27 protein-coding genes are annotated in these 23695 nt (G+C 70.3%); 17 read left to right on the top strand and 10 right to left on the bottom strand.

Annotated elements, in window-relative coordinates:
- Positions 1–224 precede the first annotated feature (224 nt).
- Both ATK30_RS27225 and ATK30_RS27220 read left to right on the top strand, forming a co-directional pair.
- Positions 225–578 carry a BlaI/MecI/CopY family transcriptional regulator gene (locus ATK30_RS27225; RefSeq protein ID WP_037359746.1) on the top strand — a complete coding sequence of 118 codons (354 nt, stop codon included), beginning with the start codon at positions 225–227 and terminating at the stop codon, positions 576–578.
- A complete protein-coding gene (locus tag ATK30_RS27220) occupies positions 575–1531 on the top strand; it encodes a M56 family metallopeptidase (RefSeq protein ID WP_037359743.1) in 957 nt (318 codons plus the stop codon). Before ATK30_RS27225 ends, ATK30_RS27220 begins: the two co-directional genes overlap by 4 nt.
- On the opposite strand, the gene ATK30_RS27215 is transcribed toward ATK30_RS27220, so the two are convergent.
- The gene (locus tag ATK30_RS27215) at positions 1460–2107 is read right to left on the bottom strand and encodes a DUF2218 domain-containing protein (RefSeq protein WP_051165922.1); all 648 of its coding nucleotides are present in this window, start codon (positions 2105–2107) and stop codon (positions 1460–1462) included. The genes ATK30_RS27220 and ATK30_RS27215 overlap by 72 nt on opposite strands.
- 3 nt (positions 2108–2110) lie before the next feature.
- Entirely contained in the window at positions 2111–2728 is a 618-nt protein-coding gene (locus ATK30_RS27210) for a class I SAM-dependent methyltransferase (protein WP_037359740.1), read from the bottom strand.
- A 97-nt stretch (positions 2729–2825) separates the two neighbouring features.
- On the opposite strand from ATK30_RS27210, the gene ATK30_RS27205 reads away from it, so the two are divergent.
- Complete coding sequence (locus ATK30_RS27205; protein ID WP_037359738.1) at positions 2826–3419, top strand: TetR/AcrR family transcriptional regulator; 594 nt, start codon at positions 2826–2828, stop codon at positions 3417–3419.
- On the opposite strand, the gene ATK30_RS27200 is transcribed toward ATK30_RS27205, so the two are convergent.
- Genes ATK30_RS27200 through ATK30_RS27185 form a run of 4 tightly spaced genes read right to left on the bottom strand, consistent with a single transcriptional unit; the run spans position 3407 to position 7086 of the window.
- Entirely contained in the window at positions 3407–5323 is a 1917-nt protein-coding gene (locus ATK30_RS27200; RefSeq protein ID WP_081655050.1) for a copper resistance CopC/CopD family protein, read from the bottom strand. The genes ATK30_RS27205 and ATK30_RS27200 overlap by 13 nt on opposite strands.
- Positions 5320–5589: a glutaredoxin family protein gene (locus ATK30_RS27195; RefSeq protein ID WP_037359736.1), complete on the bottom strand. Its 270-nt coding sequence runs from the start codon at positions 5587–5589 to the stop codon at positions 5320–5322. Before ATK30_RS27195 ends, ATK30_RS27200 begins: the two co-directional genes overlap by 4 nt.
- Positions 5586–6218, bottom strand: coding sequence for a peroxiredoxin family protein (locus ATK30_RS27190; protein WP_051165921.1), 633 nt, complete (start codon positions 6216–6218; stop codon positions 5586–5588). The genes ATK30_RS27195 and ATK30_RS27190 overlap by 4 nt, the downstream gene beginning before the upstream one ends.
- Positions 6202–7086 carry a cytochrome c biogenesis CcdA family protein gene (locus ATK30_RS27185; RefSeq protein ID WP_037359733.1) on the bottom strand — a complete coding sequence of 295 codons (885 nt, stop codon included), beginning with the start codon at positions 7084–7086 and terminating at the stop codon, positions 6202–6204. Before ATK30_RS27185 ends, ATK30_RS27190 begins: the two co-directional genes overlap by 17 nt.
- 210 nt (positions 7087–7296) lie before the next feature.
- On the opposite strand from ATK30_RS27185, the gene ATK30_RS27180 reads away from it, so the two are divergent.
- Positions 7297–7668 carry a BlaI/MecI/CopY family transcriptional regulator gene (locus ATK30_RS27180; protein WP_081655048.1) on the top strand — a complete coding sequence of 124 codons (372 nt, stop codon included), beginning with the start codon at positions 7297–7299 and terminating at the stop codon, positions 7666–7668.
- Complete coding sequence (locus ATK30_RS27175) at positions 7665–8624, top strand: M56 family metallopeptidase (protein WP_037359724.1); 960 nt, start codon at positions 7665–7667, stop codon at positions 8622–8624. The genes ATK30_RS27180 and ATK30_RS27175 overlap by 4 nt, the downstream gene beginning before the upstream one ends.
- On the opposite strand, the gene ATK30_RS27170 is transcribed toward ATK30_RS27175, so the two are convergent.
- A complete protein-coding gene (locus ATK30_RS27170; protein ID WP_158242501.1) occupies positions 8617–9057 on the bottom strand; it encodes a DUF2752 domain-containing protein in 441 nt (146 codons plus the stop codon). The genes ATK30_RS27175 and ATK30_RS27170 overlap by 8 nt on opposite strands.
- Positions 9058–9177: 120 nt before the next feature.
- On the opposite strand from ATK30_RS27170, the gene ATK30_RS45395 reads away from it, so the two are divergent.
- The 5 genes from ATK30_RS45395 to ATK30_RS27150 all read left to right on the top strand — a co-directional run bounded on the left by ATK30_RS45395 (position 9178) and on the right by ATK30_RS27150 (position 11927).
- Positions 9178–9354 carry a hypothetical protein gene (locus tag ATK30_RS45395; protein WP_167442019.1) on the top strand — a complete coding sequence of 59 codons (177 nt, stop codon included), beginning with the start codon at positions 9178–9180 and terminating at the stop codon, positions 9352–9354.
- A 106-nt stretch (positions 9355–9460) separates the two neighbouring features.
- Positions 9461–9784, top strand: a complete 324-nt coding sequence (locus ATK30_RS27165) for a DUF1707 SHOCT-like domain-containing protein (RefSeq protein WP_037359719.1) — start codon at positions 9461–9463, stop codon at positions 9782–9784.
- Between the two features lie 48 nt (positions 9785–9832).
- Entirely contained in the window at positions 9833–10447 is a 615-nt protein-coding gene (locus ATK30_RS27160) for a TlpA disulfide reductase family protein (RefSeq protein ID WP_101437987.1), read from the top strand.
- Positions 10444–11223, top strand: coding sequence for a cytochrome c biogenesis CcdA family protein (locus ATK30_RS27155; RefSeq protein WP_037359713.1), 780 nt, complete (start codon positions 10444–10446; stop codon positions 11221–11223). Before ATK30_RS27160 ends, ATK30_RS27155 begins: the two co-directional genes overlap by 4 nt.
- A 14-nt stretch (positions 11224–11237) precedes the next feature.
- Complete coding sequence (locus ATK30_RS27150) at positions 11238–11927, top strand: hypothetical protein (protein ID WP_101437986.1); 690 nt, start codon at positions 11238–11240, stop codon at positions 11925–11927.
- Between the two features lie 194 nt (positions 11928–12121).
- Here ATK30_RS27150 and ATK30_RS27145 read toward each other — a convergent pair whose 3' ends face one another.
- Positions 12122–12325 carry a heavy-metal-associated domain-containing protein gene (locus ATK30_RS27145; protein ID WP_037359712.1) on the bottom strand — a complete coding sequence of 68 codons (204 nt, stop codon included), beginning with the start codon at positions 12323–12325 and terminating at the stop codon, positions 12122–12124.
- A 310-nt stretch (positions 12326–12635) separates the two neighbouring features.
- Between ATK30_RS27145 and ATK30_RS27140 the strand changes: the two genes are divergently transcribed.
- Positions 12636–13499, top strand: a complete 864-nt coding sequence (locus ATK30_RS27140; protein ID WP_037359710.1) for a class I SAM-dependent methyltransferase — start codon at positions 12636–12638, stop codon at positions 13497–13499.
- A gap of 249 nt (positions 13500–13748) precedes the next feature.
- Positions 13749–15512, top strand: a complete 1764-nt coding sequence (ctaD, locus tag ATK30_RS27135; RefSeq protein WP_101437985.1) for an aa3-type cytochrome oxidase subunit I — start codon at positions 13749–13751, stop codon at positions 15510–15512.
- 13 nt (positions 15513–15525) lie between these two features.
- Here ctaD and ATK30_RS27130 read toward each other — a convergent pair whose 3' ends face one another.
- Positions 15526–16626, bottom strand: a complete 1101-nt coding sequence (locus ATK30_RS27130; protein WP_051166279.1) for a prolipoprotein diacylglyceryl transferase — start codon at positions 16624–16626, stop codon at positions 15526–15528.
- A 544-nt stretch (positions 16627–17170) separates the two neighbouring features.
- Between ATK30_RS27130 and ATK30_RS27125 the strand changes: the two genes are divergently transcribed.
- The 4 genes from ATK30_RS27125 (at position 17171) to ATK30_RS27110 (ending at position 21791) form a co-directional block, all read left to right on the top strand.
- A complete protein-coding gene (locus tag ATK30_RS27125; protein ID WP_051166278.1) occupies positions 17171–18379 on the top strand; it encodes a L,D-transpeptidase in 1209 nt (402 codons plus the stop codon).
- Positions 18380–18478: 99 nt separating this feature from the next.
- Entirely contained in the window at positions 18479–19471 is a 993-nt protein-coding gene (locus ATK30_RS27120) for a carbohydrate ABC transporter permease (protein WP_051166277.1), read from the top strand.
- Positions 19468–20358 carry a carbohydrate ABC transporter permease gene (locus ATK30_RS27115; protein WP_037365799.1) on the top strand — a complete coding sequence of 297 codons (891 nt, stop codon included), beginning with the start codon at positions 19468–19470 and terminating at the stop codon, positions 20356–20358. The genes ATK30_RS27120 and ATK30_RS27115 overlap by 4 nt, the downstream gene beginning before the upstream one ends.
- Positions 20359–20393: 35 nt before the next feature.
- Positions 20394–21791: an ABC transporter substrate-binding protein gene (locus ATK30_RS27110; protein WP_037365829.1), complete on the top strand. Its 1398-nt coding sequence runs from the start codon at positions 20394–20396 to the stop codon at positions 21789–21791.
- A gap of 120 nt (positions 21792–21911) precedes the next feature.
- Here ATK30_RS27110 and ATK30_RS27105 read toward each other — a convergent pair whose 3' ends face one another.
- A complete protein-coding gene (locus tag ATK30_RS27105) occupies positions 21912–23273 on the bottom strand; it encodes an MFS transporter (protein ID WP_037365796.1) in 1362 nt (453 codons plus the stop codon).
- 51 nt (positions 23274–23324) lie between these two features.
- Here ATK30_RS27105 and ATK30_RS27100 point away from each other — a divergent pair, with 51 nt between their 5' ends.
- The gene (locus ATK30_RS27100; protein ID WP_037365795.1) at positions 23325–23675 is read left to right on the top strand and encodes an ArsR/SmtB family transcription factor; all 351 of its coding nucleotides are present in this window, start codon (positions 23325–23327) and stop codon (positions 23673–23675) included.
- Positions 23676–23695 lie beyond the last annotated feature (20 nt).

Here is a 23695-nt window from a genome sequence, read left to right as displayed (position 1 = left end):
ACGGACCTCAAGACCCGGCCACATGGTCATAGATCAGGCATCCGACAGCACTGACGTCCTTTGTGGACGGTCGGCGGGCATGGGCTGCGCGGCCTGAGTCCCTGGCATTGGGGCGCGTGACGGCAGGGGCGCCGCCGGCCGCACGGCGGCGGCCGTTGACCGCGGAACCGGCCAGCTATACTAGTGTTGGTAGTAGTGAGTGGCGAGCTGCCCGTGGAGGTCCGGTGCGCGGTCTCGGTGAGCTGGAGCGGGCGGTGATGGACGTCCTGTGGGACGCCGACGGCCCGGTGAAGGTGCGCGACGTGCTCGACCGGCTCGACACCGGCAAGGATCTCGCCTACACCACGGTGATGACCGTGCTGGACAACCTGCACCGCAAGGAGTGGGCGGTCCGCGAACGCGTCGGCAAAGCGTATCTCTACCGGCCGTCGGTCAGCCGCGCGGACGCCGCCGCGCGGTCCCTGCGCGAGGTCCTCGACGAGTCCGGCGACCCGGCGGCGGTGCTGCTGCACTTCGCCCGCTCCGCGTCGGCCGAGGAGTCCCAGGCGCTCCGGCAGGGTCTGCGACCGCCCCGATGACGGCCGCCTTCGCGTTGCTGCTGGGCGCGTTCCTCGCGGGCCGCACCATTCCCGGGCTGCTCGGCCGCGCTGATCTGACCCGCACCGATCCGTCCGCCCTGCTCACCGCGTGGCTCCTGGCCACTGCGGGCGTGCTGGCGGCTGCGGTGTCCGGCATCGCGCTGCTGCTGTTTCCCGGCCACGGCACCGGGACGAGCGTGGTGGCCGCCGTCCACGGCTGTCTGGCGGCGATCTCGCACGGCACGTCTCCGCGGGCCGAGGAACTCGTGGGGCTGGCCGGTGCCCTGCTGCTGGTTGCTCTCGCTGTCCGGTTCGCAGTGATCGGACTCCGCATGGCCCGCCGGAGGGCCCGGACGCGGCGCGAGCACCTGGGGCTGCTGCGGATCGCGGCACGCCGCGAAGGCGGTGCACCGGCGACCTGGTGGCTGGAGCACGACCGGCCGCTGGCGTTCAGCGTGGCCCACGGCCGCGGCGTCATCGTCGCCACCGAAGGACTGCGTCGGCAGCTGCCTGCCCGCGAAGTGGCCGCCGTGTTGACCCACGAGAAAGCGCATCTCCGCGGCCGGCACCATCTCCTGATCGGCTGGGTCGAGGCGATGGGCCAGGGACTGCCGTTCGTTCCCTTGTTCCGCCGCGCTCCGTGCGCCGTCCGCGAACTGGTCGAGCTGACCGCAGACGCGGCCGCCGTCCGCAGCCACGGCGCCGAAGCGGTGCGCGCGGCATTGCTCGCCGTCGCCGGGCACGGTGCGCCGGACGGGTCTCTGGCGATGGCACGCGACGGCGTGGCCGTCCGGCTCGCGCGGCTGGACGCGGGCATCGCACCGCCCGGCCGGCTGCGCCAGGCGTTTTCCTGCGGTTTCGCCGCGACGGCGGCGACCTCGCTACCCGTGTTGATGGGTGCGACGCTGCTGTTCGGCGTCGCGGTCGCGGCGTGCCCGCTGTCGGGGGTATAGGGCCCGCAGACGCGCGTGGCCGTTGCGGAGCCGGTGCCGGGACAGCACCGCCACCACGACGATCTTCAGGACGACCAGGCCCAGCACGACGTCGGCGAGCACACTCGTCCATGCCCAGGACGCCAGCGCGAGCCCGCCGACCACCAGGTGCGCGGCCACCGCCAGCACGACTGCGACAGCGAGAGCCACGGCGGTCCGCCGTTTCCGCGGGCGTCCGGGGTTCGCGGACACGGGACCGACGGTGCCGACGCGGTCCCAGCCGACGTGCAGGCCGTCCCGCCGTCCGAACCGTTCGAGGGTGGCGGCAAGGACTTTTTCGGCCGCGCGCAGCCGGTCTTCGTCGTCGATGTCGAGCCGGACGATCAACGTGTCGTCGGTCGCGCGCAGAGTGCACCGCCCCCAGCTGAACTCGATCTTCCCGGACGTGTCGGTCCATTCGACGGCACCGACCTCGGGCCGCACCCCGCGGCCGTGCAGTGCACGCGCCTTCCCGCCCATCGCTTCGGCGTGCCGGCAGAGCTGGACGAGGTACCGGCTCGCACGCGAGGTCCGGATGCGGGCTTCGGACACCGGCATCGGTCAGCTCCTCGTCAGCGCGGACAGCCAGGCATGAATGCCGTCCGGATCGGGAATGATCTCGATGACGGCCGGTTCGATCGCGTCGATCCGCCAGCCGTCGGCGAAGGCGGCGACGATCTCGTCGCGGCGCACCCGATGCACGTGCGACCAGTCGCCCCGGGTTTCCCGGTCGCTGAAGCACAGCATGAAGTACCGCCCGCCCGGTTCCACCGCGGCGCGAAGACTCTCGGCGAAGACGGCGCGGTCGTCGGCACCGAAGATGTGGAACAGCCCGCAATCGCGCACCGTGTCGAACGTTCGGCCGAGGTCGCCGAGACGGCGTGCGTCGTGGAGGCGGAACTCGGCCGTCAGGCTACGGGCGCGGGCCTTCTCCTTGGCCGCGCGGAGCGCCGTCTCAGCCAGGTCGACCCCCGTGGCGTCCAGGCCGAGCGAAGCAGCCATCAGCACGTGCTCACCGGTCCCGCAACCGACATCGAGGACCCGGCCCCGGATGTCCCCGGCGTCGGCGAGCTGGCGAAACGCCGGCTGCGGCCGGCCGATGTCCCAGGGCGGCCTGCACGCGTAGAGCTGGTCCGGGCTGCTCGGCGAGTGCGACTGCGGATGAATCGAACCGGTCATCGACGTGCCCTTCTCGAGGAGACCGCCAGTTTTATCGATACACAGTGTCTCTGTCAATGCACTCTGCCTCGTCCTTGGCATTGTGTATTCTCGCGGGGTGCCCAAGCTGTGGAACGACACGATCGAGGCGCACCGGCAGGCGGTCCGGGACGCGGCGCTGAACACCGCGGCCGCGCTGGTCGCCGCGCACGGTGCCGCGTCGGTGACGATGTCGCAGATCGCCGAGAAGGCGGGCATCGGCCGGGCGACCCTGTACAAGTACTTCCCCCACGTCGGAGCCATCCTGTCCGCCTGGCACGAGCGGCAGATCGACGCGCACTTCGCGCGCCTGGTCGCGATCCGGGACGAACCGGCGGAGCCGGAGGTCCGCCTGGAGCGAGTGCTGCTCGCGTACGCCCTCATCCACCAGGAGCGGGTGCAGCACCACCACGACGAGCCCTACGGCGCCGAGCTCGCGGCGCTGCTGCACCCCGACGAGCACGTCGCCCGCGCCCAGCAGCATCTGCACGAGCTGTTCCGGGAGCTGCTCGCCGACGCGGCGGCAGCGGGCGACGTCCGCGGCGATGTCGACCCCGCGGAGCTGGCGACGTACTGCCTCCACGCGCTCACCGCCGCCGGCGGCCTGCCGTCGAAGGCCGCGGCGGAGCGGCTGGTCGCCGTCACCCTCGCCGGGCTGCGTCAGCCGGGATAGACGAACCGCCGGTGGATCAGATGGGTGTCGTCGGACAGCGTTTCCTCGCTGATCCGGCCCTGCCCGTCGAGAGCGAGGACCACGTCGGTGGAGGCCGCCGGATAGCCGAGCGCCAGCCGCACCGGGCGGCCGTCCGGGGAGATCCGGGCGGCGAGCGGCGCGACCCCGGAGGCGTAGGGCTCCTGCGCGGCGAAGAACGACCCGGTCAGGTCCAGCCGCTGCGGCGGCGGGGCGGCCGCGGACGTGTCGCTCGTGACGGATTCGTAGACCGTCAGTTTCTCCGCCGACCGCAGCTTCTCGACCGCGCGGGAAAGGTCGCCGTTCCCGGGACGGGCGGGCCAGGGCACGATCAGGCTGACCACGCCGCCGTGCCATCCGGCCGCGCCGGCATTCAGCGTCAGGACGTTGTCCTCGGCTCTCCAGTCCACAGTGGACACGAAGCAGCCTTCCCCGCAGCCGCGGAAGGACAGATCGGAGTCGCCGGCGCTGAGCCGGCCGGAGAGCGAGAAGTCCTGCGCCGCTTGAGGACTGTAGTAGTCGCCGCGTCGCGGCGTGCTCAGGCGCACGACGAGCTGGCCGTCGCTGGCCGCGGCGCTCACCCCGATCTGCCCGGCCAGGGCACCGAGCGGCACGACCAGGCCGCTCGCCGGCGGAGGGCCGGACTGCTGGGACCCGGCGGGCGGAGTGGAGACCAGGACCGCGCTCGCCGCGAGCACGCCGATCAGCACGACAGCCTCGACCCGGGCCACCGCGCGTACGCCGCCGAGCCGGTTCCCGCGCGCCGCGGACCGGCCGGCCAGCGCGGCTCCGGCGGCGACCGCGACGAGACCGAGCTTGACCAGCAGGACCCGGCCGTAGGCAGTGTCGAAGAGGTCCGACAGCGGAATCAGGACCACGGCGCTCAGCGCGCCCGTCGCGACCACCGCGGCGAACACCCATCCCGCGAGCCGCAAGTATCCGGCCAGCACCCATCGGACCGCAGGCCGCCGCGTACGCCACGCGAACGCCGTCCGCACCACGTACACCAACGTGCCGGCCCAGACCGCGACCGCGGCCAAGTGCACGGCGGTCAGCGCCGCACCCCAGCCGGGGATCGCCTGGTTCGCGTGCGACCGGAGGCCGTCGGCGACCACCACGGCCAGCAGCGGCAGCGCGCTCGCCCGGCGGAACCGTCCACTCGCGACAGTTCCGAGCACGAGCGCGAGGACCAGCCCGGCCGATTCCACGAGCAGCAACAGCCCGATCCGGCTGCGCCACGCCTCCGCCCCGGCTCCGGCGAGCAATACCGCCACAAGTCCGGCAGCCCCGGCGAGCGCGACGAGCGTCCCGGGCGCCAGCTGAGACCTCGGCGCGCGCAACGCCGGATTCTCCGCGCGCGCCGATGCGGCGAATCGTTCGCCGACGAGTCCGCCGAGCGCGACGGCCACTCCGGCGAACAGCAACCAGCGAAGCGCGGCTTCGAGCCAGGAGATCGAGCTGCCGCCGCTCGTCCCCGACCCGGTGACCGCGGTGCCGATCGCGAATCGGAATTCCTCCTCGACCTGGTCGCCGTCGGAGCCGGTGACCCGCCAGCGCACGCTGTAAGCACCGGGCGCGAGGGGCCCGGCCGGGCGCGCGCTGACGTTCTGCCCGCCGCGCGCGAGCGTCGGCGCACCGAGCGGGACCTCCCGGCCTGCGCCGTCGAGGAGGGTGACGGCCCGCTGGCCGACGGTCACGGGTTCGTTGAACGCCAAGGTGAGCAGAGTCGGCGCCGTGGGCACGGCGGTGTCCGGGGCCGGATCGGTGAACAGCAGTGTCGGATGCGCGCTGGCCGGGGTCACGGCAGCGAGCAACGTGCCGAACGAGAGCACCAGCAGCACCGCTGCCCGCGCGGCCGCGCGCCGTGCGGAGCGAGCGGCGGTCATGCGTCCATCCGGCGCTTTTCCAGCGCACGCCGCAGTTTCCGCTCCGACAGCCGACCGTAGGAGAAAGCTTCCCCGTCGATCAAGACTCCCGGCGCGAACAGGACGCCCGCCGTTGTGGCAAGTGCGCGGCCTTCGTCGGTCGCGAGAGGGATCTCTTTGACCTGCAACGGGAATTCCCGGCCGACCCGGTCGAGCACCTCTCGGGCAACGGTGCAGAAGGCGCAGTCGTCCTGGGTCAGCAGGGTGATGTCGAACCGGTCGGTCACGAGGCGCGCTCCGCCTTCAGGTCGGTGAGCATTTTCCCGGTCGGCAGGAACATCGTGTAGTCCGGCGCGCCGCCGTAGTCCGCGCGCCAGCGGATCGTGCCGTCCGGGCCGACCAGCACGAAGCTGTGGCCGTCGCGCATTTCGCCCATCATGCCGTACTTGTTGGCGTTGTACGCCCGCGACACCCGCAGGTCCGGATCGGACAGCACCGGAGTGGCCAGCTTCTCGTCGGAGGCCTTCCGCCCGATGAGTTCCGCCGGGTCGGTGGTGATGGAAACGACGCTGTCGACGCCCGCCGCCTTGAGCGCGGCCTGGTTCTGTTCGAGGTCTTTGATCTGGTCCCAGCACGGCTGGCAGGACAGCCCTTCCTGGAAGTACAGCAGCACGGTTTTGCCGCGGAAGTCCGCCAGGCTGATCCGGGCGCCGCGGTCGGACGCGAGGGTGAACGCGGGTGCCGCCGTCCCGGCTCCGGGCGCACCTGAAACGTGCTGGTACCCGGAGCCGCCGATGGCGTCGGAACTGCTGCTCTGCGAGTTCTGGTAGACGACGAACAACACGACGACTGCGACCACCGCGGCCGCCGCCACGCTGATGATCGTCGCCCGCCGGGTCTTAACGCTGCTGCTCACGGGAATTCTCCTCGGAAGGTCGAGTACGGTCGGCGGATCTCGTTCGCAGGACCCGGCGGACGAGCAGCGCGAAGCCGAGTGCGAGCAGCGCCGCGAGGCCCCATCCGGGAAGCCAGGACAGCCGGCCGGCCGCGACGCTGCTCAGGTGCTGCAGCCAGGCGGACAGTTCGACCTGCCACCCGCCGCTCATGCCCGGCCCGGTGAACGCGAGGACCGCCGCGAGGACGCCCATGAGCATCATCAACGCCCCGCTGACCAGCGTGCCGAGCGCGATCTCTCGACGCCGCAGGCGCACCTTGCGGTCGGTGAGCAGCCGCGTCGCGTGTTCCCGGCGCTTGTCCCACAGCAACGCCACGACCGCCAGCGGCACCACCATGCCCGCGACGTAGGACGCGCCGATCGCCAGCGCCGCCGGGAACGACGCGGCCGCGCCGGACAGCACCGCCACCCCGGCCAGCACCGGCGCGCAGCAGGCGCTGGCCGCACCGGAGAAGGCACCGAGCACGTACGCCGAGCCGAAGCTGCCTTCGCGCACCGCGCGGCCGCCAGGCATCGGCAGCCGCGGCTTCCAGCCCGCCAGCGTCGCGAGCCCGCCGGCGATCATCAGCGCGCCGCCGATCGAGAAGATCCAGACGTGCCGGGTGAGCAACAGGCTGCTCAGGAACGTCGCGCCCAGCCCGATCGGCAGGATGACCGTCGCGACGCCCGCGCCGAACACCAGGGTCGCGGGGACCACTCCGCCCCGGTGCCGGAACCCGGTCGCCAGGTAGGCGGGCAGCATGACCGACACGCAGCAGGGCGCGAGCAGCGCTACTACGCCGCCGAGGAACGACGCGAGCAGCGTCGAGCCGAACAGCACCTCGCCCACGGCCGCCTCCCGGTCTCCTACGATCTACGTACGGAGATAGTACGTAGCTGGCGTGAGGTCCGCGCAGCGGCCCCCGCTACCCTGGAGAGACCAATGCCAGGAACTTCAAGCGCGCTGCGGGTGCAGCCGCCCAGGTCATGTGCCTGGGCGGGACCAGACCTCGCAGCCTGAGTACCTGGCATTGCCGGAGACGAAGGCGGAGGAGGCCGGGTGCGCGGATTCGGGGATCTGGAAGCGGTGATCATGGACCGCGTCTGGCGCCGCGGCGGAACGATGACGGTCCGCGCCGTCTTCGAGGATCTGCTGCACGAGCGGGAAATCGCCTACACCACCGTTATGTCCACAATGGACAATCTGCACGGCAAAGGCTGGCTGTCCCGCGAACGGCGGGGAAAGGCGTTCGTCTACTGGGCCACCTTGAGCCGGGACGAGTACAGCGCCCGGTTGATGCGGGACGCACTCGACGCGGGAGGCGACCCCGGTGCCGTGCTCACACACCTGGTCGAACAGCTCACCGACCAGGAGTCGACCGAACTGGGCCAGGTGCTGCGGCGGCTGAAGCGGACGCGAGGCACCCGATGAGCGTCGCCGCCTGCCTCCTGCTCTACAGCTTCACCGTCGCGGTGCTCGTGCCCCGCCCCCTGCGCAGGCTGACCCGCCGCGGAACCGCTCCCCGGGTCAGCGTGCTGGCATGGCTGGTGGTCATGGTCAGCGTGGTGGGCTCGTGGGCGGCCGCCGCCGCGTCGCTCGCCGTCGAGGCCGTCGGCGACTGGGGACGCCCCGCCCAGCTGGCCAGCACGTGTTTCGCCGCCGTACAGGCAGTGGCCACCGGCCGCTACGGCATATTCCTGCAGGCCGGGCTCATCGCACTGGCCACGGCGGCCGCGGCCGCTCTCGTCGCGCTGGCCTGCCGTCTCGGACGCGCCCTGCACACGGCGCGCGCCCGCACGCACGAGCACGCCTCCGCCGCTCGCATCGTCGGCCACCGGGTCGAGGGCGTGGACGCGGTCGTCCTGGACGCCACCGAGCGGGCCGCCTACTGCGTCGCCGGCCGCCCGGGCACCATCGTCGTCACCAGCTCGGCGCTCGACGTCCTCGACCGGCAGAACCTCGCCGCCGTCCTGGCCCACGAGCACGCCCACCTGGACGGACGGCACCACCAGATCCTCGCGTTCACCCGCGGCCTGGCGGCGATCCTGCCGTGGGCCGCTCTGTTCACGATCGGCGCCGCCGAAGTCGCCCGGACGCTGGAGATGTGCGCCGACGACGCGGCCGTGCGCAGGCACGGGCCGGACGCGCTCCTGGACGGCCTGCTGGCCCTCACCGGCCAGCCTCCGCTCCCCACCGGAGTCTTGGGCGCCACCGGCGCGAACGTACTGGCCCGGGCCGAACGCCTCACCCTCCCCGCGGCACCGCGCGCGCAGTGGCAGTCCCGCCTCGTGCTCACGCTCGTCACGCTCGCCGCCGCCGCGGGTCCCGTCCTGACCGGACTGCTGGCGGCCAGCGGCCTCGGCGTGTGCGACTTGTCGTTCAGCTGACCCCTGCGCCCGCCCAAGCGCGCGTGAGCAAATCAGCCTCGGCCTGCTGGCGAATCCACAGAAGCGCGACCGCCACCGCGAGCGCGGCCAGCAGCGCTCGTCGCCAGCCGGCCGGCAGCCGGATCTCCAGCCACCGCCGGCAGGCGACCCCGATTCCCGCGCGAACCAGCAGACCGGCCGCGATCGCCGCGAGCGGGAACACAATCGGGTTGTACCGCGCGGCCCCGGCAGCATCGCCGGACAGCAGAAGAAACGCCGCCCGCGTCCCGCCGCACAACGGGTCCATGACGCCGAGGTAGTGCAACGGGCCGTGGACGTCGACTGGCGGAAGCCCCGCTACGCGCAAGCCGACCGCCGCGGCACTCGCCACGACAGCGCAGAGCGTCCATGGGCGATGCGAGTCGCGGACGCTCCACTCGACTCGGGTAGCCATCCGCCGACTATGGCACGACAGGCGTGAAACCGTTGTCATTCCACCGTAATCGACGGGTGTGCACCCGGCCGCACCATCGTCTACTATCGAAGTACGTAGATCCGAGCCCTGGAGGTTCTCATGCAGTCACTGTTCCTGGGCATCGCAGCACTGGCTTGCCCGGTCGGGATGGGCTTCATGATGTGGATGATGTCGCGCGGCCAGCACAAGGACCGCGACGACGGCACGCACCAGGTCGAGCAGCTGCGAGCGGAAATCGACCAGCTCAAAGCCGAACGCGCCCACACCGGCCGCTGATGCCGGTCTGGCTCGCAGCATTGTTTGCCGTGTGCTCCGTCACCGCGACCTACTTTTCCTGCATACGGCCGCATCTGCGCCGCAATCACCGGATAGGACGTGACAAATGGCGGACCCGAAAATCCGCGCGTCTGACGCAGACCGAGAGGAGACCGTGGAACGCCTGAGCCATCAGGTCGCCGCGGGCCGCCTCTCCATGGACGAGTTCTCCGAACGCGCCGCCCGCGCGCACGAGGCGAAGACAGCCGGCGAACTGGCCGCACTGACCAGCGACCTGCCCCGCCCGTCGCCGCCTCGTTCGACCGCGCGCAAGCCGAACACCGTCCTGATCGTCGCACTCGTCGCCATTGTCGTTCTCATCGCGTTAGGCGTGCTCGCAGTCGTCCTCATGGGGTCGATGATGGGCAACATGGGCCCGATGCATCCGTGACCCGCCTCACCTACTAACCTACGGAGTAGATACGTAGGAGGTGGGTCGATGCGCGCAACGCGCAGTCGCAAGCATGCGCTTGCCGTCGCCGGACTGGCGCTGCTCACCGCGTGCAGCGCCGGCAAGGACGCGGTGGCGCGGGGCGGCACGTTCGAGTTCGTCTCCCCCGGCGGCCGGACCTCGATCTTCTACGACCCGCCGCAGACCCGCGGCACCAGCCCGGAACTGGCCGGGGACGATCTGGCCGATCCGGGAAAACAGCTCCGCGTCTCCGGATATCCGGGCAACGTGGTCGTCCTGAACATCTGGGGCTCCTGGTGCGGGCCGTGCCGTGCGGAAATGCCGCACCTGCAACAGGTCTACAACGAGACCGAAGCATCCGGCGTCCAGTTCCTCGGCATCGACGTACGCGACGAGCCGCGCACCGCGCCACAGGACTTCGTCCGCGACCGGCACGTCGCCTACCCGTCGATCTACGACCCGCCGGGCCGGTCGCTGCTGGCGCTGAAGGGATACCCGCGCAACGTCGTGCCGTCCACCATCGTGCTCGATCGCCGCCACCGCGTCGCCGCGGTCTTCCTCACTTCTCTGCTGGACACCGATCTCCGGCCCGTCGTCCAGCGGCTGGCCGCCGAACCCGCGTCCGGAGGTCCGGGCGCGTGAACCTCACCGACCTGGCCGTCTCCGGCCCGCTGTTCCTGGCCTCGCTCCTCGCCCTGGCCGCCGGTGCGGTGTCCTTCGCGTCGCCGTGCTGCTTGCCGCTGGTGCCCGGGTATCTCGGCTATCTCGCCGGCCTCGTCGGCACCGAACCATCGCCGGCCGGGCCGGACGGGAACTTGCCGCCCGCCACCGGGCGGTGGCGGGTCGCCGGCGCGGCACTGCTGTTCGTCCTGGGGTTCACCGTCGTGTTCGCCGCGACCACCATGGCGGTGCTCGGAGTGTCGGATGCGTTGCTGGCCAACGAGGAGATGCTGCAACGGCTCGGCGGCGTCGTCACCATCGCCATGGGCCTGGTCTTCCTCGGGCTGTTCCCGCCGCTGCAGCGCGGGATGAAGCTCCGGCACAAGCCGCGCGACGGAATCTGGGGCGCCCCGCTGCTGGGCGCGGTGTACGGCCTGGGCTGGACGCCGTGCCTCGGCCCGACGCTGGCCGGCGTCATCGCGCTCGCCAGCGGAACCGAAGCCGGGCCGACCACCGGCCGCGGCCTGCTGCTGATCACCGCCTACTGCGTCGGGCTCGGCCTGCCGTTCGTCCTGCTCGCGCTCGGCGCCCGCTGGGCAGTCCACGCGACCGCGTGGGTGCGCCGCCACATCCGCCGCGTCCAGCAGGCCGGCGGCGCGCTTCTCCTCCTCGTCGGCATCGCACTGGTCACCGGCCTCTGGGGCGAGATCATCGCCTGGCTGCGCGGCCCGATCGCCGGATTCTCCGTTCCCCTCTGACCACAGGAGCACCCGTGACCGCCAAGAAGTCCGCCCGCAATTCCGTGACGCAAGCGCGAAAAGGCCAAGGGCGCAGCACACCCTTGTTGATCGGCGGCATCCTGCTCGTCGTCGCACTGCTGGTCGTCGTCATCGTCACGGTGACGAACACGGCCAAAACCGGCCAGGGCGACACGGCGGCTGCCAGCTTGAACCATCCGCCGGCCACCACCGCGGCGGGCCGCGCCACCTCGCCGCCGTGGCCGGCCCCCGCCGACGCGACCGCCGCGGCGCGCGCGGCGGGCCTGCCGATGCTCACCGAAGAAGGCGCCGTCGAGCACATCCACGCCCATCTCGACGTTCTCGTCGACGGCCGGCCGGCACAAGTGCCGGCGATGCTGGGCATCGACCAGAACCGGGCCAGCATCAGCCCGCTGCACACGCACGACCCCAGCGGCGTCGTGCACATCGAATCACCGGTCGCCCGCCGGTTCAGCCTCGGCGAACTGTTCAGCGAATGGGACCTCAGCCTGTCCGCGGACAACATCGGCGGCCTCCGCGCCGGCAACGGCAAAACGGTGCGCGTGTTCGTCAACGGCAAGCAGCAGAACGGAAACCCCGCCGCCGTCACCTTCACCGCCCACGACGAGGTCGCCGTGCTCTACGGCAGCCCGCGCCCCGGCGAAAACGTGCCGTCGCGCTACGACTTCCCGTCGGGCGAGTGAGCCGCGCGACCGCATCGCGCGGCCGAGCCCTCGACGTTGCTCCTGAGTGCGCGCACCGCACAGCCCAGCAGGCAGACCAGCACAGCGCGGACAGCGTCCGAGGCGAGCGCCTGCCGCATCCGGCTCGAACCTGACGCCGTCACGGGTCTCCCCTGCCGCACGCGCACCCGGCCGCCTGAACCTGTTGCCACGGCTCAGGCCACTTCGTATCCCGCCTCAGCCACCGCGGACCGCACCACGGCAGCGTCGACAGGCCCGTCGCTCACCACGGTCAGCTCTCCGCTGGAGACGTCGGTGGCGACCTCCGACACGCCCTCGACGCCCTGAACCGCAGACGTCACCTTTGCCGAGCAACCCGAGCACGTCATGCCCTTCACCGTGAAGACAGTGGTCGCCATCCTTGGATCCTTCCCTTTGGCCGATGCGGTGCGGCGGACCGTTCCGCCGCACCGCATTACATTACCCCCGTAGGGTACACACGTCAGGATCTCCGCGCGACAGCCAAAATCGAAACGCACGACACCGTCGACGATCGAGCCGACGCTGCCGCCCAGCCTCCGCTGACGCCCGGCCGCGACCGGCGGACACCAAGGAATATCCGCGCATTCCCGGCATTCAGCGATATCGCTGTAACGATCTACTATCCCAAATAGTCTTAACCGTCGTAGTGGCCACTCGCGACCAGACAACCGGACCACGGAGGCAAGGATGGCACTCGGCGGCACCAGCGGCCAGGCCAGGCAACCCAGGCACGACGCACGCGACGATCGCGTCGGGGCACACTATGCCGATACCGCCTTGGTGTCCGGATATGCCGCCTCGCACGATGGGTGGGGCCCGCCTGCCCGGTACTTCCGCTCGCGTCTCCATGTCGTCGACGAGGTGCTCGGACAATGCCGCGGCGGCGATCTCCTGGATGTCGGCTGCGGGCCGGGCATGCTGGTCCGTCACCTGCTCGACGCGCGGCCGGGCGACTTCCGGATCACCGCCTGCGACCGGTCCCCGGCCATGATCGATGCCGTCGGCCGGCAGACCGGGCAACGCCGCGATCTGCGCCTCTCGGTGGCACGCATCGAAGATCTGCCGTTCCCGGACGGGAGCTTCGACGTTGTCCTCGCGACCGGGGTCCTCGAGTACGTCGACGTGCGCCGCGCGCTGGACGAGATCGCCCGGGTGGCCCGGCCCGGCGGGCTGGTCGTGGTGACGATGCTCAACCCGCTGAGCCCTTATCGCGCCTTCGAATGGTTCCTCTACTGGCCGGCACTACGCCTGCTGGGCCGAGTCGAGCGACTGCTGGGCATCCGGCCCGAGCGGCGCCACGGCGTGCGCAGATCCGGAATCCGCGCCTTGACCTCCCGCCGGCTCAGCGTGGCCTTGCGCACCGCGCGACTGCGCCCCGAGGACGTCGTGTTCTACGACCTCACCGCCTTGGTGCCGCCGTTCGACAAGGTCGCCCGGCGATGGACCCGGCGGTGGCGCAGCCATCCGGAGACCACCGCGAGCCGGAGCCGCCGCGGCTGGCTCGGCACCGGCTATCTCGTCGCCGCACGGCGAGCGCCCGACCCGAACTGACAGCACACTTCCCGCGCAAACCCCGTGCCGCCGCGGTCCACCTGCTTCCCGGCACTCCTGACCGCGGTCCGCCGCACGAAAGTTCACGACACCGTTTTGCGGAGTACAGCGACGGCGCCCCGTCGCCGACCTTGTCGCGCCGTGCGAGACAACCTCCGAGTGCACCGATCGGCCGCGAATGTACTATCTGCGATAGTAGACAGTGCCGAGGTTCCTTGCGCGGCGCGGACAAGCCGAACGGAGTCGTCCATGGTCGTCACCCCCAGCCCGGCCGCGATCCGGCCGTCGCCGGCCTCCCCTCCGCCGGCCAGCGGGTCGCTCCTCCTGCGGTTGTTCCGGACGACGGATCACAAGCAGATCGGGGTGATGTACCTGGTCACCTCGTTCGGCTTCTTCATGATCGGCGGCGCGCTGGCGATGCTGATGCGCACGGAGCTGGCCCAGCCCGGGCAGCAGTTCCTGTCGCAGGAGCAGTACAACCAGATGTTCACCATGCACGGCACGATCATGCTGCTGCTGTACGCGACGCCCAGCGTGTTCGGGTTCGCGAACTTCATCCTGCCGCTGCAGATCGGTTCGCCGGACGTGGCGTTCCCGCGGCTCAACGCGCTGTCGTACTGGCTCTACCTGTTCGGCAGCCTGCTGGTCGTGTCGGGATTCGTCACCCCCGGAGGCGCGGCCGACTTCGGCTGGTTCGCCTACACCCCGCTGTCGGACGCCATCCACTCGCCGGGAGCCGGCGCCGACCTGTGGATCACCGGGCTCCTGATCTCCGGCCTTGGCACGATTCTCGGCGGCGTCAACATGGTCACCACGGTGGTCTGCCTGCGCGCGCCGGGCATGACGATGTACCGGATGCCGATCTTCACCTGGAACATCCTGATCACGAGCATCCTGATCCTGATCGCGTTCCCCATCCTCACCGCGGCCCTGTTCGGCCTGCTCGCCGATCGTCAGCTCGGCGCCCACGTGTTCGACGCGGCCAACGGCGGGGTGATCCTGTGGCAGCACCTGTTCTGGTTCTTCGGCCACCCGGAGGTCTATATCCTCGCGCTGCCGTTCTTCGGGATCGTCTCCGAGATCATTCCCGTGTTCAGCCGCAAGCCGGTCTTCGGCTACAAGGGGCTCGTCTTCGCGACGCTGTCCATCGCCGCCCTGTCGGTGGCGGTGTGGGCGCACCACATGTACGCCACCGGAGCCGTGCTCCTCCCCTTCTTTTCCTTCATGACGTTCCTCATCGCGGTCCCGACCGGCGTGAAGTTCTTCAACTGGATCGGCACGATGTGGAAAGGCCAGCTGACGTTCGAGACGCCGATGATCTTTTGCATGGGCTTCATGGTGACCTTCCTTTTCGGCGGCCTTTCGGGAGTTCTGCTGGCCGCCCCGGCACTGGATTTCCAGGTGTCGGACAGCTACTTCGTGGTGGCGCACTTCCACTACGTCCTCTACGGCACGATCGTGTTCGCGACCTTCGCCGGGATCTACTTCTGGTTCCCGAAGATCACCGGCCGGATGATGGACGAGAAGCTCGGGAAGTGGCACTTCTGGACCACGTTCATCGGCTTCCACACCACGTTCCTGGTCCAGCACTGGCTGGGCGCGGAAGGCATGCCGCGGCGCTACGCGGACTACCTGGCCAGCGACGGGTTCACCACGCTGAACACGATCTCCACGATCGGCGCGTACATCCTCGGCGCGTCCACGCTGCCGTTCATCTGGAACGTGTTCAAGAGCTACCGGTACGGCGAGATCGTCACGGTCGACGACCCGTGGGGCTACGGCAACTCGCTCGAGTGGGCCACGTCCTGCCCGCCGCCGCGGCACAACTTCACCGAACTGCCCCGCATCCGCTCCGAGCGCCCCGCGTTCGAGCTGCACTACCCGCACATGGTCGAACGCCTCCACGCGGAAGGCGAGATCGGCTTCTTCGGCAAGGCCAAGCACGTCGCGGCCCCGTCGCAGAAGCTCGTCGCCTCCGGGGACGACCAGGACAACACCAGCCAGCAGCGTTGAACGGGGCGGCGCGCTAAGCGAGCACCTGCGCCGCCACCGCACCGATCAAGACCAGCCCGCACACTGCCATCGTCACCGCTCGGCCCGTGGCGGTGTGCGGGTCGCTGCGCAACGGGAACAGCAGCTGCCGGGCGAAGGTGTAGGCAGCGAGCGCGCCCGCGAAGATCGCGCCGTGCACCGACGGCTGCGCAGCGAGAACGAGCACCAGCGACACCACGCCGATCACCAGCGCGGCGGCCGCTTCGACCAGCTGGACGGGGAACCGGCGAACGATCAGGCGGCGGTCGGACGAGACCAGGCCCCACCGCGACGTCGTCGGCCTGCCCGCACAGCACCCGGTGAGGAAACACCCGGGCCTGCCCACCGCCATGCCCAGGAAGATCCCCGGAGCCGTGGCGTCCAGCACCGTCCCGACGGGATACCCCGCCAGCAGCGATCCGCCCACCACCACGCCGAGCGCGACGAGCAGGAAGCCTTGAATGCACGCGCCCGAGGCGAGCAGCTCCCGCGGATGTTTGCGGTGCAGCACGAGGTACCAGACCTTGCCGCCGACGAAACCGAGCAGGCAGCCGATCGCGGAAACCGCCAGCACGACACCGAAGTTCATCCCCCAGCGCGCGGACAGCACCGACTGCAGGACAAGCGCCAGCACGGCGCCGAGCCCGACGAGCACCGGCCAGGAGAGCAGGCTGACCTTCGGTCCCTGCGCCAGCACCCCGAACCGGCTGTTCGCCGCACTGGTCCGCCGCGGCAGCCGCACGCCGGACGAGCCGCCCCGCGCCGCCGGCCCGGCGGTGACCCGCCACGCGCCCGGGTTCAGCCCCTCGACCCGCGACGTGACCCCGATCCGGCCGCTGCCGGGCAAGACGCCGGCCACGCGCTCGACGACGTCGAACCGGTCCTGTGCGGTGCGCTTGCCGCGCACGTCGTCGCGCACCCCGGTGAAGCGGATGTCGACCGAGTAAGGCTCCCCGGCCGGCGCGGCGTCGAACCAGTACGTCGCCGCTACGACTTGTGGTCCGGTATCGGCCGTGACGCGGTCAAGACACCCCAGGGATTCCCTTCGGTTTTGCTCGACCTGCAGCTCCTCCTCGGCCGCGGCACTCGCGGGCACCGGCGCGCGGACGTTCGACGGCGGCCTTGGCCGACCGGCGAGGGCAGGAGGGACACCGCCGTGCGCCTGCTGCTTCCCTGCCGAGGCCGGGCCGCCGGCCGCGGCTCCGGCCGGCTTCCGCGTCGCAGAAGCACTTCCGGTTTCCGCGCCGACCGCGCTCCTGTGTGCCTTCTTTCCCACGTCACGCTCCCTGCCGCGCTATCAACTATGTGTGATAGTACTACTTTACTTAGTGTTAAGTCGCGGCTTGGCGGAGCCTGCGACACACCGTCGGCCAGCAGGCGCCAGAAAATCGGACGCCCCCGCGACCGCGACTCGTCGGCAGCCGCCGGGTCGGCGATTGGCGCGATCGGAGGCGGCGCGACAGATCCGACCTCCCGTGCCGCGGCTCGGAACACCCGGCCCCTGCCGTTCGGGCACGCCCGGACTCGACCTGCCTACTATTGCAATTAGTACATCAGCCCATGGCACCGCGCACCCGAGGCCGTACTACTATCTTTCTTCGTAGCGAAAACCGGGTTGGTTTCGGAACGAGGGAGCAGTCGTGGCACGAGTCACTGCACAGCAGCGGTACACGGCCCGGCGGCACCGCATTGCGGCACTCCTGGCCGTGGTGGCTCTCGGCGCGGCGGCCTGCACCTCCGCGCCGGACCGGCAATCCGCACCCGCGAGCACGTCGGCCGCGCCGGCCAAAGCGGCGTCGATCGCCATCGAGCCGGCCAGCACAGATCCGGTGAGCCCGGCCACTCCGGTCGTCGTGCGCGCGGCCGACGCGGCGCTGACGAGCGTCACGGTGACCAATACCGCGACCGGCAAGCAGGTGTCCGGCCGCACGACCCCGGACAAGCGAACCTGGACCGCGTCCGAACCGCTCGCCTACGGCGCTTCCTACCAGGTGAAGGCCGATGCGACGACCCCCGGCGGCACACCGCTGGAGCAGACCGGCTCGGTGCGCACCCTTCAGCCCAGGGTCCAGGCGTTCCCGTCGTTCATCCCGGCCCCGAACGTCTCGGACGTCGGCGTCGGCCAGCCCTTGGTGGTGAAGTTCGACCAGGACGTCGCTGACCGGGCCGCCGCCGAGAAAGCGTTGCAAGTCAACGCGAACCCGCCCCAACCGGGCGGCTGGTACTGGCTGTCCAAGCGGGAAGTCCACTACCGGCCGCAGAACTACTGGCAGCCGGGCAGCACCGTCACCGTGACCGCCAAGGTGTACGGCGTGAACCTCGGCAACGGGGTGTACGGGCAGACCGATCGCGCCGAGACGCTGAAGATCCACGACTCCTGGATCGCCAAGGCCGACGGCAAGACGGAGAAGCTGCAGATCTTCCACAACGGACAGCTGGTCAACACGATGCCGATGAGCCTCGGCTCGCCGGGCTTCCCGACGCACGAGGGCACGCACGTCGTCTCTGACAAGCAGCCCAGCATCATCATGGATTCCTGCACCTACGGCGTCTGCAAAGGACAGCCCGGCTACTACCGGGAGCAAGTCGCCCTCGACGAGCGGATCTCCAACGACGGCGAGTTCGTCCACTCCGCACCGTGGTCAGTCGGACAGCAAGGAAACAGCAACGTGTCGCACGGCTGCGTGAACCTCGCCCCGGCCGACGCCCAGTGGTTCTACGACCGCTTCGGACTCGGCGACGTCGTCGAGATCACCAACTCCGGCGGCTCGGCACTGCCTATTTGGGACACCTACGGCGACTGGGCCGCGTCCTGGCCGCAATGGCAAGCCGGCAGCGCCCTGCACTGAACGAACGCGGGCTCTCCGCAAGAGGCTCTGACGCGCGCACCTGCTCGATCCGATTACAACAATGTCATTCTCCGGCCCGGCAGTGGCAAGATTCCCGGCATGGCCGAGACCGACGACGTTCAGCGAGCCAGGCCAGGCTTCCGGACCGTGCCCAGCACGACCGCCCGGTCCGGAAACGCCGGCGATTCCGCACCGCGGCCGCGAAACCGGAAGCGTCATCGGCCGCGGGAAATACTGCTGGGCATGGTGTTCTGCATTCCAGCTTTGGCCGGTTTGGGCACTTTTGTCTTTTTCCCTTTGGTGCAGGCGCTCTTCCTTTCCACGCGAGGCACCGACATCAACGGAAACCCTTCGCGGTCGGTGGGCGGGCAGAACTTCGCGCAGCTGTTCACCCCGGAATTCGGCACCGTCCTGCTCCACACCCTGTTCTTCACGCTCTTCGTCGTCGCGGCCGGGGTCGTGCTCCCGATGGCGCTCGCGGTGCCGCTGGCCCAGCGGCTGCCCGGCATGCGCGTGTTCCGGACGCTGTTCACCCTCCCGTTCGCCTACTCCGCGTCGGCGGCGAGCGTGGTGTGGCTGCTCATGCTGGACCCGTCGATGTCGCCGGTGAACTGGCTGCTCGAACTGCTCGGGATGGACGCGCCGGGCTGGACCACCGAATCGCCGTGGGCGCTGCTCACCGTCGCGTGGGCGACAGTCTGGGTCGCGAGCGGATTCAACCTGCTCGTCCTCGGCGCGGGGCTGGCCGGCGTCGACGAAGACGTCCTCGAGGCCGCCCGGCTGGACGGCGCCACCGGGCTGCGCAGCTTCTTCAGCGTGGTCCTGCCGATGATCTCGCCCAGCGTGTTCTTCGTGGTGGTCACCACCACGCTCACTTCGCTGCAGGCGCTCGGCCAGGTGCAGGTCATGACCGACGGCGGCCCCAACGGCAGCACCAGCACCCTGGTCTTCTCGATCTACCACAACGCCTTCGAGAACGGGAACAACAACTACGGCCTCGCCAGCGCGCAGGGCCTCGTCCTGCTGGTGGTCGGCATCGTGCTCGCCGCGATCCAGTTCGGCGTCGTGGAAAGGCGGGTGCATTACCGGTGAGCCAGGCACTCGAACGCCCCGCGAAGACGTCGCCCCGGCGGCGCCGTTCGCTCAACCGGCCCGGGCGCCCGGTCAGCGCACTGACCTACGCGTGGCTGCTCGTGGCCATGGTCGTGCTGCTGTTCCCGGTGCTGCTCACCGTGGTGGGCGGGTTCCTGCCGGAAGGCCAGCTCGTGCGTCGGCCGCCAGGGCTGTTCAGCGGCAGCTACGGGTTCGACAACTACGTCGCGGCCTGGCGGGAGACCGTCGTTCCGCTGCTGCCCGCCTTCTTCAACTCGTTGTTCGTCGGAGTGGTGATCATGGCGGCGCACCTGGTGACCTCGTGCCTGGCCGCCTACGCGCTGGTGTTCGTCCGGATGCCGTTGCGGCAGCCGATCTTCTGGCTGTTCATGGTCACCATCATGGTGCCCTACGAAGCGATCGTCGTGCCCAATGCGCTGTTCATCCGCAGCATGGGCATCGAGAACAGCCAGTGGAGCCTGGTGCTGCCTTTCCTGGCCAACGGGTTCGGCGTCTTCCTGATGCGCCAGTCGTTTCGGCAGTTCCCCGCCGAACTGTCGGACGCCGCGCGCATCGACGGCTGCGGGCACCTGCGGTTCCTGTTCACGATCGTGCTGCCCTCGGTCCGCCCGTCGCTGACCGCGCTCGCCGTGTGGTCGTTCCTGCAGGGCTGGAACATGTACTTCTGGCCGCTGATCATCTCGTCGTCGAACAACTCGATGAACACCTTGCAGACCGCGGTGTTCGCGCTGAAGGCCAACGGCAACGGCACCCAGCAGGCCCTCGTGCTCGCCGGGGTCACCATCACCCTCGTGCCCACCCTGCTCCTGGTGATCTTCGGGCAACGCTGGCTCGTCCGCGGCTTCCTGGCCGGAGCCGTGAAATGACCACCGCACCCACCGTCCGACGAAAGGAAAACACCGTGCCGAACCGGAACCGCCGCGGTATCGCGGCCTTCGTGCTCGCCCTCGCCACCGCTGTGGCCGGCTGCTCGTCGGCGACCAACGCCGGCCCCCCGCCCGGCTCGGTCACCGCGCCCGGCGCGGACGCGCTGAACGGCAAGGGCGAGGTGACCGTCAACTTCTGGCACGCGATGAGCGGCACCAACGGCGAGACGTTGCGCAAGCTCGTCGACCAGTTCAACCAGCAGCACGCCGGCACGATCAAGGTCAACCTGAACTACAAGGGCCAGTACGACACCGCGCTGGCCGCGTACAAGAACTCCTCCCCGCAGCAGCGGCCGGACCTGATGCAGATGTACGACATCGGCACCCGCTACATGATCGACTCGAAGACGATCGTGCCGATGCAGTCGTTCATCGACGTCGACCACTACGACGTGTCCGACATCCAGCCGAACATCGCCGGCTACTACACCGTCGACAACAAGCTGTACTCGATGCCGTTCAACACCTCCATGCCGCTGCTCTACCTCAACCGGGAGGCCTTCGCGAAAGCCGGCCTCGACCCCGGCAAGCCGCCCGCGACACTCGACGAGATCACCGCGGACGCGCGCAAGATCAAGGCCACCTCGGGCGAAACCGTGCGATACGGCTTCGGCGCGACCCTCTACGGCTGGTTCGTCGAGCAATGGAACGCGATCGCGAACCAGACCGTCTGCGACTCCGAGAACGGCCGCACCGGCCGCGCCGGCAAGGCGACCCTGGCCACCGGCACCACCATCAAGCTGCTGCGGTGGTGGCAGCAGATGGTCAACGAGGGCCTGGCCATGAAACTGGACAGCAACACCGACAACGGGGACAACGCGTTCAGCTCCGGCACCGTCGCGATCGGACTGGAGTCCACCGGCTCGCTCGGCCAGTTCACCAAGGGCGCCGCCGCCGCGAAGAACCCGTTCACCGTGTCCACCGGCTTCTTCCCGAAGGTCAACGCCACCGACACCGGCGGCCCCATCATCGGCGGAGCCTCCCTGTGGACGATCAACTCCGGCGACGCCGCCCGCGAGCGCGCGTCCTGGGAACTGGTGAAGTTCCTCGCCGGGAAGCAAACCCAGGTCGCCTGGCACACCTCGACCGGCTACTTCCCCATCAGCAAAGCCGCCCTGCGGGAACCGGCCGACCAGCAGTGGGTCGCCCAGAAACCGCAGTTCGCGACAGCGATCCGACAGCTTGAGGCCACCAAGCTGACCCCCGCCACCCAGGGCTGCTCGGTCGGCGTGATGCCGGACATCCGCAAAGACGTCGAACAAGCCCTCCAGGCCGCGGTGCTCCAAGGCCAGGACGCCAAACAAGCCCTCACCGACGCCGAGAACAAGGCAGCCAAGCAGATCGCCGACTACAACGCCAAGCTCGGCGGCTGACCCCTCCCCCGGCCCGCGGCGCGTCCCTGCTGCTCGGCTTCGGTCCCGTGGGCGCCGAGCCGGGTGCCCGGCTCGGCGCGCTGATGATCGACCTCGGCCGTCACCGGCGCGTCCCGCCGCTCACTCCTGATCCGGCCGACCGGCCGAGACCGGCCAGCGGCGGTGCCGGCCGTCGATGACGAACGCGTGGCGGTGCCGCCACAGCCCGTCCTCGCCCTCGACCGCATCGGCGAGGTGCTCGGGGTCAGTACTCGCGTCGTGCGTGTGCTCGACCAGCGCAGGATCTCGCCGCGGCCACACGCGGGCCGCGGCCACCGCGCCCACCGCGGCGAGAGCAGCGAGCACGATCCAGGCCGCGGTGAACCCCGCGCCGGTGGCCAGCCATCCCGCGATCGGGTAGGCGAGCAGCCAGCACGCGTGCGACAGCGAGAACTGCGCGGCGAAGACAGCCGGGCGGTCAACCGGTGCGCTCGACCGCCGCAGCACCCGGCCCGCCGGTGTCAGGACCAGCCCGGTCCCCGCGCCGACGACCGCCCACACGACCAATGCGACCGGCCAGCGCCAGCCGCCGGCGTCCGCCGTGGACAGCGCGACCGCGCCGGCGACCGCGGCGAGAAGCCCCGCGGCGCCGGCGAACATGACAGCGCGCTCACCGGCCCGGCGGAGCAACTTCGGCACCAGCAGCGCGACCGCCATCGTGCCGACGCCGTTGCCGGCCAGCAGCCAGGCGACGTCGGCCTGCGATCGGCCGAGTTCGCCCTGGACGTAGTTGACGGTGTTGACCATCACGATCGCCCCGACCGCCGCCACGACCAGATTCAGCCCGAGCACGCCCCGCAGCCGCGGCGTCGCGGCGTAGATCCGCATCCCGGCCAGGGTCCGCTCCCACACGCCGCCGCGCCCGCTGCGAGCCGCGTCCGGGATCCGCGTGGTCACGACCAGAGCAGCGGACGCCAGGAACCCCGCCGACGTGCCGGTGAACAGCCAATGGAACGACACCGCGCTCAGCAGGGCCGCGGCCAGCATCGGAGACAGCAGGCTCTCCATCGTCGAGGCCAGCTGCGATGCCGACAACGCCCGCGTGTAATCGCGTTCGTCGGGCAGGATGTCCGGCAGCACGGCCTGGAACGTCGGAGTGAACGCGGCCGACGCCGACTGCAGCACGACGATCAGCACGTAGATCTGCCACACCTGGTCGACGAACGGCAGCGCCAGCACCACCAGGGCCCGCACCAGATCCAGGCAGACCAGCAGCACCCGCCGCGGGACCCGGTCCGCATACGCGCCCGCGACCGGAGCCACCGTCACGTAAGCGACCATCTTGATCGCCAGCGCGGTGCCCAGCACCGCGCCCGCGTCCGCACCCGCCAGTTGATATGCCAGCAGCCCGAGCGCGACCGTGGTCAACCCGGTCCCGAACAACGCCACCAGCTGCGCCCCGAACAGGTGCCGATAGTCCCGGCGGCCGAACAACGACAACACAGCGGCACACTCCTACTACCCGACGAGGACTGCCTCCCATGATAGGTGCACATGTACGCACATGATGAACCTGGTGTCCAATGGACCCAGCTGCCGCCTGCCGAACTGGTCGAAACCGCGTCTACCGCGCTGCGGATGCTCGCCGAACCTGGCCGGCTGCGGATGCTGTGGCTGCTCAGCGGCGACGAATACGACGTCGCGTCGCTGGCCGCGGCAGTCGGCATCGCCCGGCCGTCGGTTTCCCAGCACCTGGCCAAGCTCCGCCTGGCCGGGCTCGTCGAACTGCGCCGGGACGGGCGCCGCGCCCTCTACCGCGCCCGCGGCGGCCACGTGCGACGCCTCCTGGCCGAGGCCATGAACGCCGCCGACCACCACCTGCACAGCATCCCGGACCACGACTAGCCCGGAGGCGGTGCGTGCCG

The sequence above is a fragment of the Amycolatopsis echigonensis genome (assembly GCF_002846615.1).
Lineage (GTDB): Bacteria > Actinomycetota > Actinomycetes > Mycobacteriales > Pseudonocardiaceae > Amycolatopsis > Amycolatopsis echigonensis.
This window is presented reverse-complemented; position numbering and strand designations above follow the sequence as displayed.

What these genes read in the sequence shown, in the direction of transcription:
- ATK30_RS27220 (WP_037359743.1), top strand. Translation starts at nt 575, where the DNA reads ATGACGGCCGCCTTCGCGTTGCTGCTGGGCGCGTTCCTCGCGGGCCGC.
- ATK30_RS27215 (WP_051165922.1), bottom strand. Translation starts at nt 2,107, where the DNA reads ATGCCGGTGTCCGAAGCCCGCATCCGGACCTCGCGTGCGAGCCGGTAC.
- ATK30_RS27210 (WP_037359740.1), bottom strand. Translation starts at nt 2,728, where the DNA reads ATGACCGGTTCGATTCATCCGCAGTCGCACTCGCCGAGCAGCCCGGAC.
- ATK30_RS27200 (WP_081655050.1), bottom strand. Translation starts at nt 5,323, where the DNA reads ATGACCGCCGCTCGCTCCGCACGGCGCGCGGCCGCGCGGGCAGCGGTG.
- ATK30_RS27175 (WP_037359724.1), top strand. Translation starts at nt 7,665, where the DNA reads ATGAGCGTCGCCGCCTGCCTCCTGCTCTACAGCTTCACCGTCGCGGTG.
- ATK30_RS27170 (WP_158242501.1), bottom strand. Translation starts at nt 9,057, where the DNA reads ATGGCTACCCGAGTCGAGTGGAGCGTCCGCGACTCGCATCGCCCATGG.
- ATK30_RS45395 (WP_167442019.1), top strand. Translation starts at nt 9,178, where the DNA reads ATGCAGTCACTGTTCCTGGGCATCGCAGCACTGGCTTGCCCGGTCGGG.
- ATK30_RS27165 (WP_037359719.1), top strand. Translation starts at nt 9,461, where the DNA reads ATGGCGGACCCGAAAATCCGCGCGTCTGACGCAGACCGAGAGGAGACC.
- ATK30_RS27160 (WP_101437987.1), top strand. Translation starts at nt 9,833, where the DNA reads ATGCGCGCAACGCGCAGTCGCAAGCATGCGCTTGCCGTCGCCGGACTG.
- ATK30_RS27145 (WP_037359712.1), bottom strand. Translation starts at nt 12,325, where the DNA reads ATGGCGACCACTGTCTTCACGGTGAAGGGCATGACGTGCTCGGGTTGC.
- ATK30_RS27140 (WP_037359710.1), top strand. Translation starts at nt 12,636, where the DNA reads ATGGCACTCGGCGGCACCAGCGGCCAGGCCAGGCAACCCAGGCACGAC.
- ctaD (WP_101437985.1), top strand. Translation starts at nt 13,749, where the DNA reads ATGGTCGTCACCCCCAGCCCGGCCGCGATCCGGCCGTCGCCGGCCTCC.
- ATK30_RS27120 (WP_051166277.1), top strand. Translation starts at nt 18,479, where the DNA reads ATGGCCGAGACCGACGACGTTCAGCGAGCCAGGCCAGGCTTCCGGACC.
- ATK30_RS27100 (WP_037365795.1), top strand. Translation starts at nt 23,325, where the DNA reads ATGTACGCACATGATGAACCTGGTGTCCAATGGACCCAGCTGCCGCCT.